We start from the raw sequence: 16,190 nt of genomic DNA on the forward strand, positions 1-16,190 counted from the left end.
CACATCGAACCGGCTCACCAGCGACGCGTGAGCTGAAGCGAGACCACCCGGCCCAACGGATTGGCCTGGCCGGGATCAAAGCCGAGGCCTGTCGAGGCGTCATAGAAGGGCGGGTCTTCGTCGGTGAGATTCTGCACGGCCAGTTCGATCTGGAGGCCGTCGCCATCGCGGCCGGGCGACCAGGCCAGACGGGCGTCAACCGTATCCCAGGCGTCGATCTGCGCGCCGAGCCGATCCTTCTGTCCGGCGACATGGTTCCAGTATGCCCCCGCCTGAACGCCGCCGCGAGACCAGGTCAGACCGGTTCGAGCGCGTAGCTCCGCCGGATATCCGATCAGGCCCGCCACCTCTTCGACGATAGCGGTTGGCGTGGTCTGGTTCTCGTAGTCCAGGATCCAGGAGAGGTTGGTCTCCGCCATTACTCGGCCATCACCCACCGACCAGCCGGAGCGGGCCGTGACATCCAGGCCGCGGATCCTGACGGAGCCGGTATTCACCCAGCGCGTGTCGACCAGGGCGCCGTAGGCCTCGACAGGAAACAGCGTGGAGTATCCCGGAACCCCGGCATAGGCCTCGATCAGGGCGCGGTCGGCGGGCCGGTTGGCCGGATCGACAAAGGTTACGAACGGTCTCAGGGTCGGATCGACGAGGGCCCCGCGGAAGTTGGCGTTCACAGGTTGCGCAATCCGGTCTTCAAAGCGGGTGTCGAAGTAGTTGAGGCTTAGCGATGTTCCATCTCGCGGCCTGAAATCGATCCCGGCGGTGAAGGTCTCCGAAGTCTCGGGTTTCAGGTCGGCGTTGCCTCCATAGACCATCAGGATCAGGGCTTCGGAGCCATCAGCGCGGTCGAGAAAGGTCGGGGAGACGCCCGGCGCGTCGAACAACTGGGCCAGGGCGCCGGCGCGAAACGAGGTGCCCCAGGAGGACCGCACGACGATGGCCTCAAGCGGCGACCAGACCAGGCCGATCTTGGGGTTCGTGGTTGTTCCGAAATCGTCGTAGTCCTCGATCCGGCCCGCTACCGACAGGTCGAGTCGACGGATCCCTGGCCGGGCATTGTCCGGGCCCACGATCGGAATCCGGGCCTCGACGAACGCCGCCGAGATTGATCGCTCCGCCCTCGGGCTTGAGAAGGGCAGCGGCGCGGCTCCCGACAGGAAGGTCAGCCCGCGGGTGTCGAACCTCTCATCCCTGAGTTGAGCGCCGATCGCGACCGAAAGATCGCCGCCGGGCAACCGCGTCAGAGGCCCCTGAACCAGGATATTGGCCGACCGCGAACGGCTCCGGTTATGCACTTCGCCGTAGCCGCTGGCGATGAAGTCGAGTACGGCGCGACTGTTCGCGCCACCTTGGCTGAACAGATTGAAGTACCCATCCACGGCGGCCCGGTACGGCGTGGCGGGATCGTCCGGGATGGCGCCCAGGGCCTCCGCCAGATAGCGGCTGTTCACGCGGTTGCTGTTGCCGAAGTCGGCCTTTTCCGTCGCTTCGGCGAGGTAGGCCTCCGCCGACCAGTCCGCCGACAGATCGACCCGCACGCCGAGGGTCGCGCCAAGGCTTTCCGATTCCGTATGGCTCCGCGCCGGCCCGATATCCCGAACGAAAGAATAGGCGACGGTGTGAGACGCCGCGCCGGTTGGTGAAACGAACCAGGGATTGGCGCGCGTGACGGTGAAAATGCCGGCGGACGGCGCCGTCGCGAGGTCGGTCGTGCGAAGGCTGTAGCGAACATCCGCGGTGAGCTCGACCCGGTCGCCGAGCGACTGGCTGACCCGACCATAGGCGCTGTGCCGCTGCAGTTCGGGGAGCAGATCCACGCCGAGCATGCCCGACTGGCGGTTTGTCTCCCCGGCCACGAAGTCGGCTGGCCCCTGAACCGAGCCGCTGGCGTTGGGGCGGATCGCGTACTGCACGCCATAGCTTGAGGTCGCAGGATTGAACGCGACGATGTTGCCCGGCGCGCTGTAAAAGCCCCGGTGATCCGTTCCACCGAACGGACGCAGGTCGCCGTTCGCCGTGTAGGGACGGTCGGAGGTGCTGAAGGCCTTGGCGCTCTGGTATTCGTAGGACAGATAGGCTGCACCCGACGACCATCCGCCGCCGACAATGTGGGAGGCCTGCACGTCCTCGGCGCCGCCCTTCGCCGCGGAGGCCCGCACCCGGCTTTCATGGCCATCGAAGCTGCGGCGCATGATGACGTTTACAACGCCGGCGACAGCGTCCGCGCCATACAGGGCCGATGCCCCGTCGAGCAGAACATCCACCCGCTCCACGGCAGCAGACGGCAGGGCGGAGATGTCGGCGAACTCCGCGCGGGATCCCGTCCCGGCCAGCCGCCTGCCGTTGACCAGAACGAGGGTCGACGCCGGTCCCAGGCCGCGCAGGTTGACGCCTGTCGCAAAGACATTGTTCGACCCGCCGGTGTCGGACAGGGCGGCCTGGCTGATCGGTGTCGACGCGCCGGCGTAGTTCTGCGGCAGGGCGATGAGGGCCTCCGCCACGGTGCCCGCAGCCCGGCGATCGAGATCATCACGGCTGAGCGTGACCAGTGGAGAGGCGAGTTGTCCAGACGTTCGCAACAGGGTGCCTGTGACGATCACGTCCTCCAGCGCCGTGACCGCCTCCCCGGCCGCCTGCGCGCGAGGCGAGCCACGTCGCAGATAGATGACGCCTGGCCGGGTCTCGGACCACATCAGGCCTGATCCGCGAAGCAGGTGTCCCAGCGCGTCACTGGGAATATGGCGGCCCCGCAATCCATCGGTTCGCAGACCGGCGACCAGATCGCCCGAGAACATGATTTGCTGATCGGACTGGGCGGCGAAGAGGTTCAGGGCGTCGCCCAGCGATCCGGGCGGAATGGCGAATTCCCGCGCATCCTGAGCGCTGGCGGCGACACTGATGGAAACCGCACCGGCGACAAGCGCCATGGCGGACAGACGATGCACGCGATTCATTTCAAACTTCCCCTCGACGCCACGTTGCGTCGGGGAAGAGGCGACTCAGCCCCACTGCGGCCCCGGAGGCCGATCCGATTTATTTTCCGCGTTCCGACAATCGGATCGAGCCGTCGGGGCCTGCCGACGCCCGAAGACCGAAGACTTCGGACGCCGTGGAGACGAACGCGTCCCGGTCGCCGGTTTTGAACACGCCGTTGACCCGTTCATCCTGCCGGGCAGCAGCGTCCAGTTCCACCTTTGCCGTCAAGTACCGGTTCACTTCGGCCACTGCGACGCTCAGCGGCGTGTCCCGGAACACGATCCGGCCGTCCGTCCAGCTGATTTCGGCCTGCGTGTCCACGTGGCGAGCCTGTGAGCGTGTAGGTGTGACACGGGCTTGCTGGCCGGGCTCGATGCGCTGAGTGGTCCGTCCGCCCGCGACTTCGACGATTCCTGAGACGAGGGTGACCCGGGCATCCTCTCCATCCCGCCGCACGTCGAAGACCGTTCCCACCGCCGTCACACGGGCGGAACCCGCCTGCACGATGAAGGGCCGTTCGCCGTCGTGCGAAACATCGAACAAGGCCTGTCCAGATTCGAGATCAATAAGGCGCTGGTCTCCGTCGAACCGAACTCTGATCCGGGATGCTGTGTCGAGACGAACAGAAGACCCGTCGGAGAGCTGAACGAGGCGCTGTTCGCCAACAGACGTCGAGAACATTGTCCGGGTGTGAAGCCAGGACCAACCGCAGAAAGCCAGGGCGGCGGCGGCGGTAATGCCGATCAGACCACCCGCCACCAGGCGTCTGCGCCGGGTCGCCGGCGGCCGCGAACCGCGCGAGAGCACATCGTTCAGGGCATCCTGCATGGCGGGTTGGGTGGCAAGCTTGCGACTTTCTCCCCAAGCCTGCTCGCACCGACGATATGCGTCCGCATTTTCCGGCAACTCACGCCAAGAGAAGAAGTCCTTGATCGTTTGGGTCGATACGCTGCGTTCGCCCAGGCGCGAATGCCATGCCGCGGCCTCGGTCTCGGCGTTCGTAACCCGCTGTTTCGGGCCGGCCATGATGCGTCCCACCTCTAGCGCCTGAGCTGCGCGGCGCACATCGCCAAAGCCTTGGTCATGCGCCACTCGACGGTCTTTGGGCTGAGCCCGAGTTGTTCGGCGATCTGGCTGTTCGACAGACCCCCGACCCTGGACAGCACAAATACATCTCGCAACGGTTGTGGCAAGCTCAGCACCACCTCCTGCATCATAAGAACGTGCGCCTGATCCGCCGCATGCGAGTGCGCAAACCCTGGCGTCGCTTCGATAAGCAGCTCCGTCCGACGCCTCGTCAGCCGCGCCCGGGTGATCGCGATATTGGAGGCGACTTTGAGCAGCAACGCCTTCGGATGGCGGATGTCGGTCGTGTCGCTCATCGGAATGATCCAGAGCCAAGCTTCCTGCACGACGTCTTCGGCATCCCAGCCGAAGCGCCGCCGGATGCGCGCCGTCAGCCATGGCGAATAGAGACGGTAGAGGCGGTCTAGATGACCGCGACCTCGGTTAGGCAGCCTGTCGTGAAGGCCCGCCGCGATGTTGGAGGGGGTACGAGTAAGGCGCGGATTAGTAGACACTTTAGAGCCGCCTCGAAGGTCAAATCATAAAAACAAGCATGAGCAACATATTGCTAGCTGTATAGCACCTTTTCCAAAGCCGCTTCACCGACGACCCATGCGGCATGGATTGGAAGCTACGCGTCGGCAGAAATATCTTGAGCGCCAGAAGCGGTAAGGGCTGGTCGCAACAAGTGCTGGCTGGCGAAGCCGACCTTTCACTGCGCTTCCTCGCTGGTGTCGAGCGCGGTGAGGAGAATCCTAGCCTCGAGACGCTGCTCGCGATCGCCATAGCGTTGGACATTGCCCCGGGGCAGTTGTTCGACTGACTGACTTCGGGATCACGGGATCAAGTGCCACTTGTGGCAACGAGCCCCCAAACTCATGAGGTAGAGACCGTTCTCATGGTCAAGCTCGCGCATGTCCAAGCGCTCCGAACGGCGCTTGTCGCTGGCGCCTCGGCAAATCAAGTGAGAAACTGCACATCGAAATCGTGATTTGCCTGCAGAAACTGCATAGAGTCGCGCTTCAATCGGTGCGGAAACTGTGACCCTGATTATCTCAAACTGCAGCAAGCGAAAGCGCGTTCCGGCCGATCCGGCGCTCCACGCTCGCGATCTGGAAAACGGGGCACCCAATGCCGTGGCCGAGGCTTGGGTCGCCCGTCTAAAGGCTACAACGCCTTCGATGTCAGCGTCAGCACTCTATGCCGGCCGCGCATTCTTTGAGGCCCGCCGAACCGCCCTCGACCTTGGGGCTTCGCTCGCCGTCGTGTCGGCCGGCCTTGGCCTAGTCGATGGCGAGACGGCTGTACCCTCCTACAGCCTGACGACTGCGCGCCGTGACCCAGACGACATCCTTAGGAAGACAACCCGCGGCGCTGCGGACTGGTGGACAGCCCTGACGGCCCTGTCTCCATTTCACTGTGATGCGTTGGAGACGGAAACCGGACCCATTCTCGCGGCCCTTTCATCTTCCTATCTCGCTCTGCTCGCGAATGACTGGGGTCAGTGGCCTGTCGAGCGGCAGGCCCGCTTGAGACTGTTCACCAAGGAGGAGCCCGCCGCTCTCCCTGAGGGGCTTCGCCAAGCGTGGATGCCCTATGACGACCGGTTGGACGCGGCTGCGGACGGCCTCGCCGGGACCCAGAGCGACTTTGCCCAACGCGCGCTGCGCCATTTTGCGGTGGTCCTGCGGAAGAGGGGTTCACTTGATGAGGATCGCGCCGCCGTCCGTCACGCCCTTGACGGATTTAGCGCTCGCCAGGTCCCAGTCCGAAAGCGCGCATCTGATGCCGACGTTCAGTCCGCTATTCGCGCCCATTGGGATGCCGTTCAGGGACGCTCCGGCGCGATGTTGCGCCACCTGCGCGATGACCTCGGCATCGCCTGTGAGCAAGGTCGATTTCGGACACTGTTCACGACCGTCGCCGCAGAGCGCAAGGGAGGTGACCAATGAAGGGCCCCAAGATTACGGTCCGGGCGCTGCGGACACGCCAGGGCGTCGACGTCGATGTCTTCGCTTTCTTCCTCCCCGGCGATCAAGTCGCGCAGATCGCCGACATCACGCGTTTACGTCGCGGTGAAGGCCAGCTCGAGGGTTTCCAACGGAAGGAAATCCGCGCGCACGTTTCTGAGATCGCCGAGTTCCTAAGTCAGGGCCCAGTACTCTTCCCCAACGCGATCATCCTCGCCCTGTCTCCGCAAGTTCGCTTCAAATCCGCCCGCGGACCGGCGGGTGAGGACGAGGCCGTGCGCAGTGGCGAGTTGCACATCCCCATCCGACCGGAAGGTCAGCGCGCGGCTTGGATTGTCGATGGTCAGCAGCGTTCGCTGGCCTTGGCGCGCGCGAAACAGGCGGACCTGCCTGTCCCTATTGTAGCTTTCTTGTCGGACGACACCGAGACCCAGCGCGCCCAGTTCATTCTCGTCAACAAGGCCAAGCCGCTGTCGCCGCGCCTGATCGACGAATTGCTGCCATCTATGGCGATGGTGCTACCCAAATCCCTGAAGGCGCGACAGCTGCCCAGCGCGCTCTGCGCCGCTCTCGCCGATACGCCAGGTTCACCGCTGAAGGGGATGATCAAACGGGAATCCCAGAGCGAGGGTCCGGTCGGCGTTATCACAGACTCAGGTCTAACCAAGGCGATCGCGGCGAACCTTCGTCCCGCCGGCGCCCTCGGCGCCTATGATCCTCAGGGCGGCATGGACGCTGCATTTCAAGCCCTTTGCACCTATTGGGGAGCTGTCCGCGACGCCTTCCCGGACGCATGGGGCAAGTCCTCCGAGGATAGCCGGCTGATGCATACGGCGGGCATCCAGGCGATGGGCGCCTTGATGGATCCGATCTGGACTCGCGCCGACGCCAGTGCGGACCCGGACACGGCGGTCGCGGAGGCTTTAGCCCGCATCGCTCCCCGCTGCGCCTGGACTGAAGGGCAGTGGGATGGCCTCGGTTGGGGCTGGGGCGACATCCAGGCCACCAGCAAGCACATCAAAGGATTGACCGAGCATCTGCTGAAACTCGACCGAGAGCTTTCGAGGCCGGCGCGATGAAGTTCATATTCGCTGACAGCCTCGACTTCGTGGATCCAGGATACGATTTCCTCAACGACCGAAACGCTCCGGGCCGCAAGCCCTATTGGGACGACGCCTATCCGCACGAGATCATGGGCTATGCGCCTTATCACGGCATGTTGGTGTCACGCGGAATCGTCGGCGACGGTCCGGTAAAGGGAAAGTACACGGAGGCCCAGGCGATGCGGTTCCGCCGCGTGGGCGCGCGCGAATTCCTTCGATTGAACACTCCGGCCTTCGCCGACCTGGCGCTGTTCGGCGACTGCGGCGCCTTCACCTATGTCGCTGAAGACGTGCCGCCTTATACCCCGGCCGACACTATGGAGTTCTACGACGACTGCGGCTTCACTCACGGCTGCTCGGTCGACCATATTATCTTCGACTTCGACGAAACGGTCGCCGGCATGGAGGGCGGCAGCGCCGAAGCGCATCGCCGGTTCGAGATCACCCTTGAGAACGCCGCTGTCTTTCACAAAGAGGCTCGGGCGTTCAAACGATTTACGCCCCTGGGCGTGATCCAAGGATGGTCTCCCGGCAGCATGGCCGAGGCCGCTCGCCGCCTCGTAGCTATGGGCTACGACTACCTAGCCATCGGCGGCATGGTTCCGCTCAAGGCTGAACAGATCAAGCGCTGCCTCGTAGCGATCCGGGATGCCGTCCCGCCCTCGACCCGCCTTCACATCCTGGGTTTCGCCAAGGCCAACGAGATCCACGAGTTCGCGCCCTTCAACGTAACCAGCATCGACACCACCTCGCCCCTGTTGCGCGCCTTCAAGGACGACAAGCAGAACTACTGGCTCGGGGACGGTCCTAGCCTGACCTACTACACGGCGATCCGCGTCCCCCAGGCGATCGAAAACCCGCGCCTTCAGCGCCATGTGCGTCAGGGGGACTTCAAGGCGGAACGGCTGACGCAGATGGAGACGAGCGCACTGGCGGCCCTGCGCGCCTACGACCACGACGATCTTGATCTCGAAGGGGTGCTTGAAACTATCCTGGAATACAACGCCGTCCTCGCGACGGGCCAAGCGTACGAACACGTCCGCACCAGCCCGACGATGGAGAAGCTGCGAGGTCGCTATCGCACAACCCTAGCCGACAAGCCCTGGCGCAGGTGCGATTGCCGAATCTGCCGCGACGTCGGCATCGAGGTGATGATCTTCCGCGCGAGCAACCGCAACAAACGACGCGGCATCCATAATCTGGGGGCCTTCAAGACCGTGGTCGACGCCCTCACCCCGCCGAAAGACAAGGCCCCATGATGACACTGAGCTTTCTCGCCGCACGCGCCCGGCAGAGTGCGGACCATGACGTCCTCACGTTCGCCGCTACGGCAGAACAGGTTCAGAGGTTCGCCGAGATCGACCGGGTCGGGCGCGACGACGCCGGCGCGCTCAGCGGCTTCCAACGCCCCCAGATCGCCGGCCACATCCGCGAGATCCGCGACTATCTTGAGACTCCCGCAGCCATCCTGCCCAACGCTATCGTGGTCGCCTTCATCGAGGGCGTCGCGGTGGAGGAGGTCGGCGACGGAATCTGCCGGGTCACGATCGATCTTTCGAACGGACCGCGCGGCCTGGTCGTCGATGGCCAGCAACGACTGACCGCTCTCAGCCTGTCCTCGCGCCAGGACTTCCAGATGTTTGTGTCCCTGATGATTTGCCGGGACGAGGCTGAACTGCGGCGTCAGTTCGTCCTGGTCAACAATACCCGGCCGCTGCCCAAGTCGCTCATCTATGAACTGCTGCCCGAGGTCGATGGGCTCCCCGACCGGATGCAGAGCCGCGCCTTGGCGGCCGATCTCACCGCTCGTCTCAACTACAGCAACGCCTCTTCGCTCAAAGGGCAGATCTACCAGCACACCAATCCATCCGGCGTGATCAAGGACACCGCCATCCAGAAGGTTCTGATGAACTCCCTCAGCGACGGGATCATGCGGCTGATGGTGACGGAGCCGAACGGCCCCAGAAAATGCTTCGATCTGATCAGCGAGTTCTTCAAGGCCGTCCAGAGTGTCTTCCCGCAGGACTGGTGGGGCCATAAGCCCGCCTCGTCGCGTCTGGTCCACGGGGCTGGTATCCAGGCCATGGGGTTTGTGATGGAGACGCTGGCTACGCTCGACAACGCCCGCACCTGGAGCGAATTCGCCAAGGGCCTCGCCGCACTCGAAGGCCGCACAGCCTGGACCTCGGGCTCCTGGGATTTCGGCAACGGCGACGCTCGGCATTGGAAGGCGGTCAACGTCACCTCCAGCGACGTAGCCCTGCTCACCAAACATGTGGAGAGCATCGTGCGGCGCGATATCCGGGCACGCAAAGTCGCTGCGGCACAGGCTGCTGACGCTCAACCTGATCTGCTCAAAACCCTCGACTCATGATCTTGTCTAGCTGACGCCATGTATGAACTGACCAAACAATTCCGCTTCGACTGCGCCCACACCCTCGAACGTGTCGTCGAGACCGAGGGCAGCCGGCGCATTCATGGTCATTCCTACCGCGCCCAGGTGACGCTGCGCGGCAGGCCGGATCCGGTGAGCGGCATGATCATCGACACCTCCCTACTGGCCATGAAGCTGGGCCAGGCGCGCGACGCCCTCGACCATCGCTTCCTCGACGAGATCAATGATCTCGGCCCCGGGACGATGGAGAACCTGTGCGCCTACATCTGGCGCAAGCTCGAGGACGACATCCCGACCCTCTTCAGCGTGACAGTGCTGCGGGACTCCACCGAAGATCAGGTCACCTACTTCGGCGAAGCGGCATGAGCGGCGCCCTGGTGCTTTTCTCGGGCGGACAGGACTCGGCCACCTGCCTGGCGTGGGCGCTCGACCGGTTCGAACGCGTCGAGACTATCGGTTTCGACTACGGCCAGCGACATCGCGTCGAGCTCGACGCGCGGTCGGTCGTCCTCGATCGCATCCGGACCTTCAAGGACTGGGGTAGAAAACTCGGCGAGGACCGGATCCTTAGTCTCAGCGTCCTGGGCGAGATCAGCGACACCGCCCTGACCCAGGACGTGGAGATCTTCACTTCAGCCTCGGGCCTGCCGAACACCTTCGTGCCCGGCCGCAATCTGTTGTTCCTCACTTTCGCCGCCGCCATCGCCTACCGGCGTGGTCTGAAGCATGTCGTGACGGGGGTTTGCGAAACCGACTACTCTGGATATCCGGACTGCCGGGACGACACGATCAAGGCGCTGCAGGTCGCCATCAACCTCGGCATGGAATCCCGGCACGTGCTCGAGACGCCGCTGATGTGGATCGACAAGGCGCAGACCTGGGCGCTAGCCGACGCGCTCGGCGGCGCTGAACTCGTCGAGTTGATCCGCGCCGAAACCCTCACCTGCTACAAGGGCGAAGCCGAGACGATGAACGCCTGGGGCCGAGGCTGCGGCGAGTGCCCCGCCTGCGACCTGCGCCGCACCGGCTTCGAGCGGTGGTCAGCCCAGCACAGACCCTGATGAGGCTTTCCCTCACAATCTAGGCTACCCGTCCGATTTCCCTTTTCCTCTCCGGCTTGTGCGACGAAAACTGCGCTCGGGGTGGAAGTATCATTGGTCGATTCGCGGATTAAAGTCGGAATGCTCGTCGCCCTACCTGGGCGGCGCGGAGCAGCGACCGTCGTCTCGACGGACGGCGCGCGATGCGATCTTGCAGTCTTTCATTCGATTGCTGACGTAAGGGTCGAGACCGGCTCGATCTCCGGATTGGATCGCGTCGCCCTGGGTCCGGAAACGAGGGTCTATGTCGAAACCGAAGCGGGATGGCGCGTGGGTCGCGTAAAGGCCTACGATTACGCCACGGCGCCCTGGGTCACCTATACGGTCAGGTTCCCCAACGGCCGTGTCGCAGAACTGACCGAGGACCGGCTCAGGGTCCGGGTGTTCGAGGCTTTTGGAGATCCCTGCGAGGTCCTGACCAGTGGCGGCGGCGAGAGCCAGTTCCTGCATGACCGTCGTTGGGGCGCCGTCGAAACCGGCGTCTCACTCAAGGCGGCCGCTCAAGGGCTTACCGGCCTGCTCTCCGCCAGCATCGAGATCGTTCCCCACCAGGTTTCGGCGGTCCGACGGATCCTGACCGACCCGGTGCAACGCTACCTCCTCGCCGACGAGGTCGGCATGGGCAAAACCATCGAGGCAGGCGCCGTCGCAAGGCAGTGTCTGATCGACGACCCAAACCGCAATGTCTGGGTGCTAGCGCCCTCCGCTCTGGTGGAGCAGTGGTCGGACGAACTCTCTCTTCGCTTCGGCCTCGGTTCGCCGCAGGTCAGGATCTTTGCGCACGGCGAAGCCTTGCCGATGGCGAAGCCGGATCTCCTGATCGTCGACGAGGCTCACCACCTGGTCGAGGATCCGAACCGCCTTGCAGAGTTCGTAGGCCTTGCGCACAGCGCCCCCCGCCTCTTGCTGCTCTCGGCGACACCGGCGCTCGGTGACGCGCGTCATTTGCTGTCGCTCCTGCACATTCTCGATCCCAGAGCCTACGCGCCGACGGACGGGTCCAAACTCCGCGATCGGCTGGGTCTCAGCCGGGAACTCGGTCGGCTGCTGATGTCGCTCGACGAAGGCGCGCCCGTTTTCTTGCTCAGGAGAACCGTTCAGCAGTTGGCGGACCGTCTGCCCGACGATGCGGTGATCGACACGGTTCGCCAAATCTCGGAGCATGAGGACCAGTTTCGGGACGCCATCGGCGGCTTGCGTCAGCACCTCGCCGATACATATCGGGTTCACCATCGCCTGATCCGCGCGAGACGACGTGACGCCGCCATCTATTTCCACGATCGCGGCGCTGTAGACGGAACTGTTCGCAGGCATCTTCGCGTCGAGGTCGATGAGGACCAACGGTGGCCTGATATCCTCCACGCGATCGAGGACTGGCGCGACGAGCTCAAATCCGACCTGTCCGAAGTGATCCAGAGACAGGCCGCAGGACGAGAGTTGATCACAGTTCTCGATGGCCTGTCGTCGGGACGTCGCATTCCCTCCGAGGCGACCGCCGTCCGTTTTGCCCACACGCTCGACAGCGACCCCGGCGCACGGCCCCTCAGCGTCGTTGCGATCGAAGTGCTTCAGTCCGCCGTCAGGCAACTCAAGGCCGCCGGCCAGAAGACGCCCAAGATCGTCGCATTCGCCACCGAACAGGAGCGTGCGGTCGAGGTGCACACCTTGTTCGGCCCGCACCAGACGTCCGCCCTCCTCCTCACGCGCGACACCCAGCCCTCCGACGCCAAGGACCGGGTCACCGCGTTCCGGGAAAGCCCTGACGCCGAGATCCTGATTTGCGACCGGTCGGGAGAAGAAGGACTGAACCTCAATTTCGCTGACGGCATCGTGCACCTCGACCTGCCGTTCTCGGTCACGCGCATGGAGCAACGGATCGGCCGCCTCGACCGCTTCGGGCGGACCAAGGGCGCGATCCAGCAGAGGGTGGTCTTGGCGACGGACGACGACGCCAGTCCCTGGGCTGCGTGGCTGGATGTCCTCGCCGATGGTTTCGGCCTGTTCGAGCATTCGACGAGCGACATCCAGTTCGCTCTGGATCGCCTTGAAGGGGACCTCGCTCAGGCCTTCCTGGAGCGCGGCGCTGAAGGTCTTCGCGAGCGTATTCCCTGGGTTCGCGAGCAGATCGCCGCCGCCCGCTCCGAGGCTGACGAACAGTACGCGCTCGACGCGTTCGCTCTCGCGGATGGCGCCGAGGCAATGTCGCAGTCCATCGAGGATGCAGAAGGCGACGAGGCCGATCTGCAGGCGCGAACCGAGCACTGGCTTCTCTCCGCTCTGCAGTTCCGTCAGGTCGGCAAGACCGCGGATCAGCTTCGCTACTGCTGGACGCCGAGCACCCTCGTGCCTCGAGAGCCCTGGGAGAACGAGTTCGGCCTCACCTCTCAGACGGCCATGACTTGGCGTCGTCGGATCGCCATGCGGCAGACGGTCGGTCTGCTTCGCCCCGGGTCCCAGATGCTGGACGCTATGGAGAGGCACCTCCGGTGGGACGATCGCGGATCGGCGTTCGCGACCTGGCGCATCGATCCCTCGTTGTCTCGCTCGGGCGTCGCATGGGCGGGATTCCGCTTTTGCTTCGTCGTCGAGCCTGCGCTTGACGCCGACACGGAGGTCTTCGGCAGCGTGGATCGATTTGGCGTCTCCCGCAGGGCTCAAGGCTTCCTTCCGCCCTGGTCGCACCGGTTCCACATCGACGTCGACGGTGCCGTCGCATCTGATGCCCACGAGACGATCCTGGCGCGGCCCTACTCGAAATCCCCAGACGCCGCCGGCGCCCGGGACATCAATCTGACGAGTCGACCTGATCTGTTCGAACGCATCGCGCCGATGTCGCTGCTCAGAGACCGGTTGCAATTCGTAAGAGGGCTTGCGGAGGACAAGCTCCGGTCCGACCCGGGTTTCACGAGCCGAGTGTCCCTCGCCATTGTTCAGGCACGCCAGGATCAGCAGCGCCGCGAGCGTCTTGAGGCCGGCGAAGACGCCACGCTCTCACGAACCCTTCAGCGGGCTGTCGAAGCACCGCGACTTCGCATTGATTCTGTTGGTTTTATCGCACTCTCTGGTTCGACGCCGGAGTCGCTGTGACGCGATTGACCGACCATGAGGCCTTCCAGGCCCTGCAAGCGCACATCGCCAAGCCTTCCGAGGAACCGTGGAGCGCCGCGAGCCCGGCCATCGACCGTCTGCGGCAGGCCTGGCGTCTGGGTGCCGATCGCTCGCAACTCGAACTCGCCGTGCTTCTTCGCCAGGTGCTCGTGCGCGAGGCCAGCCAACGACAAAGCGGCTCGGCGCGGCTGCTCATGCCGTCGGGTTCCCCCCTTGACGGTTTCGACCTCGGTCGGGTCGGCCTCGAAGCCTCGCCGCTCAGCGGCGGCCAGCTCCTGTCCGCGCGCGCCTGGCGTCCGGATTGGACTGCCGACGATACCGATGACGGGCTAGAGGCTTACGCCTCGTCGGAAGCCTGGAAGCGGACCGACTTCGGCTCAGTCGCCGAGGGGGATCCCTTCCTCGGTCAGGTCGGTCACTCCGCGTACCAGAGCGTCGGACAGCGGGCGGCGGTCAGAGCCGCCTTGACCACGCCACCTGGCGCCAGCCTGACCGTGAGCCTGGCGACCGGCGAAGGCAAAAGCCTCATCTTCCAACTCGCCGCCCGCCTTGGCTTCTCCGACGGCATTCGCGGTCTCGTCGTCGTCGTGACGCCCACGGTCGCGCTGGCCATCGACCACGAGAACGCAGCGATCGAGAAGGGCTTCTCCGGGCCGATTGCGTACCGCGGAGGCGACGACACGAGCAACGCCCAGTTGATTCAGTTGATCCGCGACGGTCGTCAGACACTGTGCGTCGCCTCTCCAGAGGCCATCTGCGGTCCTCTCAGGGCCTGTCTCGGCGAGGTCGCCGACCGAGGCGATCTGAGCGCCCTGGTGATCGACGAGGCGCACCTGGTCGATGCGTGGGGCACGGGGTTCCGCACGGAGTTCCAGTCGCTGTCGGGCGTCCGGCGGGACTGGATCGCGCGTGCACCGTCTCACCGAGCGATGCGTACGCTCCTCCTGTCCGCCACGCTGACGCCACCCTCGCTACAAACGCTTGAAGCTCTCTTCTCCGGCCCTGGCCCGTTCGAGGTTCTGAGCGCGCTGAGACTGCGCAGCGAACTGGACTATCGGGTCGTGCCACCAACGCCGGCGAGCCTTCGAGACGACCGGGTGGTCGAGGCGCTGAGGCATGCGCCACGCCCGGCGATCCTTTACGTCACCCGGGTCGCGGATGCCGAAGCCTGGCGAGTGCGGCTCAAGGCCGAAGGGTTCTCGAACATCGCCATGGTCCACGGCGGCACGGCCGCCACGGCGCGGGAACAGGTGCTCAAAAGGTGGCGCGCCGGAGACCTGGACCTCGTCGTCGGCACCTCCGCCTTCGGCGTCGGCATCGACTATCAGCACGTCAGAACAGTCCTGCACGCCTGCATTCCCGAAACGCTGGACCGATACTACCAAGAGGTCGGGCGCGCCGGCCGGGATGGACGCGCTGCCCTGGCGCTGATGTTGCCTGCCCTCGGAGACGAGAGCGTCGCCCAGAAGCTCAGCGACGTCATCGTCATCAGCGTGAAGCGGGGCCTGCAGCGCTGGACGTCCATGTTCGATCGCCGCCTTGGCCTCGACGCGCCTGACACCTATCTGTTGCCGCTCGACGTCGCACCGAGCCAGGAGGCCGACGACATCGACATGCAGGGTGAGCGCAACAGTGACTGGAATGCCCGCGTGCTGGCCTTGATGGCGCGGGCCGGCCTGGTCGAACTGCTCGGCCCGCCGGTCTGGGACGGCAATCGGGTCGGCCCGCACGAGCGCGTCAGGATCCTGGATTTCGAACACAGCCGGGAAGAGACTTGGCGTGACCGCGTGGAACCCGTCCGGCTTTCACTCCACAGGGCGGGTGCGGGCGACTTGCAGCGGATGAAGGATTTCGTACGCCAGCAGGACTGCCCGTCACCCGCCCTGCTGAATCTTTACGACTGCGGCCCCGAAGCACAAGCCTGCGCCCGCTGCGCCAAATGTCGTCCGCAACCAAATGCTCGGGCGCCGTCCCAGCCCCGCCTCGAGCCTCTCAATCCCTGGCCCACATCCTCCCTGCTGTCAGAGACGCTTTCGGGGCTTTTGGATCACAACCGCAGAGCCGTGGTCTGGTACGACCCGCTTGCCGCAGATCGCGGTTTCCGGAGACGTTTGCGAGGGTGCTTCGAAGCCCTTCACGACTGCGGCGTTCAGAGCTTCGGGCTGGTGGCGACAAGCGCGACCATTGACGACGCCGTGACGACCGTCGGAGTCGATCGCGTTCTCTTCGTCAGTCGGGTGGATCGGCACACGCGCCGGCGTCTACCTCGCGGCCCTGAAGTGCTGATCCTCGGCTCGGGTGAAACGCTGGATCGGACGATCCTGGAACCCCGCGCCCTCGGCCTCGAGCGGGTCATTTTCATGCCGCGCGACACGCTCGACCCGGACAGGCCGGGCGTCTACCTAAGCGCCACCTATGCGGGTAGGCAGTATGACTTTAACACCTTCTATTCAAGGCTGACCGTATGAGTGTG

At 64.6% G+C, this 16,190-nt stretch carries 12 protein-coding genes; 8 read left to right on the plus strand and 4 right to left on the minus strand.

From position 1 onward, the window contains the following. Positions 1-14: 14 nt before the first annotated feature. The 3 genes from ABIB58_RS07565 to ABIB58_RS07575 form a co-directional block, all read right to left on the minus strand. Positions 15-2,954: a TonB-dependent receptor domain-containing protein gene (locus ABIB58_RS07565; RefSeq protein ID WP_354040068.1), complete on the minus strand. Its 2,940-nt coding sequence runs from the start codon at positions 2,952-2,954 to the stop codon at positions 15-17. A gap of 79 nt (positions 2,955-3,033) precedes the next feature. Then, positions 3,034-4,014, minus strand: coding sequence for a FecR family protein (locus ABIB58_RS07570; RefSeq protein WP_354040070.1), 981 nt, complete (start codon positions 4,012-4,014; stop codon positions 3,034-3,036). A gap of 2 nt (positions 4,015-4,016) precedes the next feature. Beyond that, complete coding sequence (locus ABIB58_RS07575) at positions 4,017-4,556, minus strand: RNA polymerase sigma factor (protein ID WP_354040072.1); 540 nt, start codon at positions 4,554-4,556, stop codon at positions 4,017-4,019. Positions 4,557-4,660: 104 nt separating this feature from the next. Between ABIB58_RS07575 and ABIB58_RS07580 the strand changes: the two genes are divergently transcribed. Continuing rightward, entirely contained in the window at positions 4,661-4,864 is a 204-nt protein-coding gene (locus ABIB58_RS07580; protein ID WP_354040074.1) for a helix-turn-helix domain-containing protein, read from the plus strand. A gap of 877 nt (positions 4,865-5,741) precedes the next feature. Here the strand turns inward: ABIB58_RS07580 and ABIB58_RS07585 are convergent. After that, positions 5,742-5,990 (minus strand): hypothetical protein, encoded by a 249-nt coding sequence (locus ABIB58_RS07585; RefSeq protein ID WP_354040076.1) that lies wholly within the window; start codon positions 5,988-5,990, stop codon positions 5,742-5,744. Here ABIB58_RS07585 and dbpB (ABIB58_RS07590) point away from each other — a divergent pair. The 7 genes from dbpB (ABIB58_RS07590) (at position 5,990) to dpdF (ending at position 16,185) form a co-directional block, all read left to right on the plus strand. After that, positions 5,990-7,090: a DGQHR domain-containing protein DpdB gene (gene dbpB / locus ABIB58_RS07590; protein ID WP_354040078.1), complete on the plus strand. Its 1,101-nt coding sequence runs from the start codon at positions 5,990-5,992 to the stop codon at positions 7,088-7,090. The two genes, ABIB58_RS07585 and dbpB (ABIB58_RS07590), sit on opposite strands and share 1 nt — an antisense overlap. After that, a complete protein-coding gene (gene dpdA, locus ABIB58_RS07595; protein WP_354040080.1) occupies positions 7,087-8,373 on the plus strand; it encodes a tRNA-guanine transglycosylase DpdA in 1,287 nt (428 codons plus the stop codon). Before dbpB (ABIB58_RS07590) ends, dpdA begins: the two co-directional genes overlap by 4 nt. After that, entirely contained in the window at positions 8,370-9,488 is a 1,119-nt protein-coding gene (gene dbpB / locus ABIB58_RS07600) for a DGQHR domain-containing protein DpdB (RefSeq protein WP_354040082.1), read from the plus strand. The genes dpdA and dbpB (ABIB58_RS07600) overlap by 4 nt, the downstream gene beginning before the upstream one ends. A gap of 18 nt (positions 9,489-9,506) precedes the next feature. After that, a complete protein-coding gene (locus ABIB58_RS07605; RefSeq protein ID WP_354040084.1) occupies positions 9,507-9,875 on the plus strand; it encodes a 6-pyruvoyl trahydropterin synthase family protein in 369 nt (122 codons plus the stop codon). Further along, entirely contained in the window at positions 9,872-10,570 is a 699-nt protein-coding gene (gene queC, locus ABIB58_RS07610; protein ID WP_354040086.1) for a 7-cyano-7-deazaguanine synthase QueC, read from the plus strand. Before ABIB58_RS07605 ends, queC begins: the two co-directional genes overlap by 4 nt. A 93-nt stretch (positions 10,571-10,663) precedes the next feature. Continuing rightward, complete coding sequence (gene dpdE, locus ABIB58_RS07615) at positions 10,664-13,696, plus strand: protein DpdE (protein ID WP_354040088.1); 3,033 nt, start codon at positions 10,664-10,666, stop codon at positions 13,694-13,696. A gap of 5 nt (positions 13,697-13,701) precedes the next feature. Next, positions 13,702-16,185, plus strand: coding sequence for a protein DpdF (gene dpdF / locus ABIB58_RS07620; RefSeq protein WP_354040090.1), 2,484 nt, complete (start codon positions 13,702-13,704; stop codon positions 16,183-16,185). Positions 16,186-16,190: the final 5 nt, after the last annotated feature.

The organism is Brevundimonas sp. UYEF29 (genome assembly GCF_040546195.1).
Classification (GTDB): Bacteria; Pseudomonadota; Alphaproteobacteria; order Caulobacterales; family Caulobacteraceae; genus Brevundimonas; species Brevundimonas huaxiensis.

Coding starts and splice junctions, on each gene's coding strand:
- dpdA (WP_354040080.1), top strand. CDS start 7,087: ATGAAGTTCATATTCGCTGACAGCCTCGACTTCGTGGATCCAGGATAC.
- dbpB (WP_354040082.1), top strand. CDS start 8,370: ATGATGACACTGAGCTTTCTCGCCGCACGCGCCCGGCAGAGTGCGGAC.
- ABIB58_RS07580 (WP_354040074.1), top strand. CDS start 4,661: ATGGATTGGAAGCTACGCGTCGGCAGAAATATCTTGAGCGCCAGAAGC.
- ABIB58_RS07605 (WP_354040084.1), top strand. CDS start 9,507: ATGTATGAACTGACCAAACAATTCCGCTTCGACTGCGCCCACACCCTC.
- queC (WP_354040086.1), top strand. CDS start 9,872: ATGAGCGGCGCCCTGGTGCTTTTCTCGGGCGGACAGGACTCGGCCACC.
- ABIB58_RS07565 (WP_354040068.1), bottom strand. CDS start 2,954: ATGAATCGCGTGCATCGTCTGTCCGCCATGGCGCTTGTCGCCGGTGCG.
- dbpB (WP_354040078.1), top strand. CDS start 5,990: ATGAAGGGCCCCAAGATTACGGTCCGGGCGCTGCGGACACGCCAGGGC.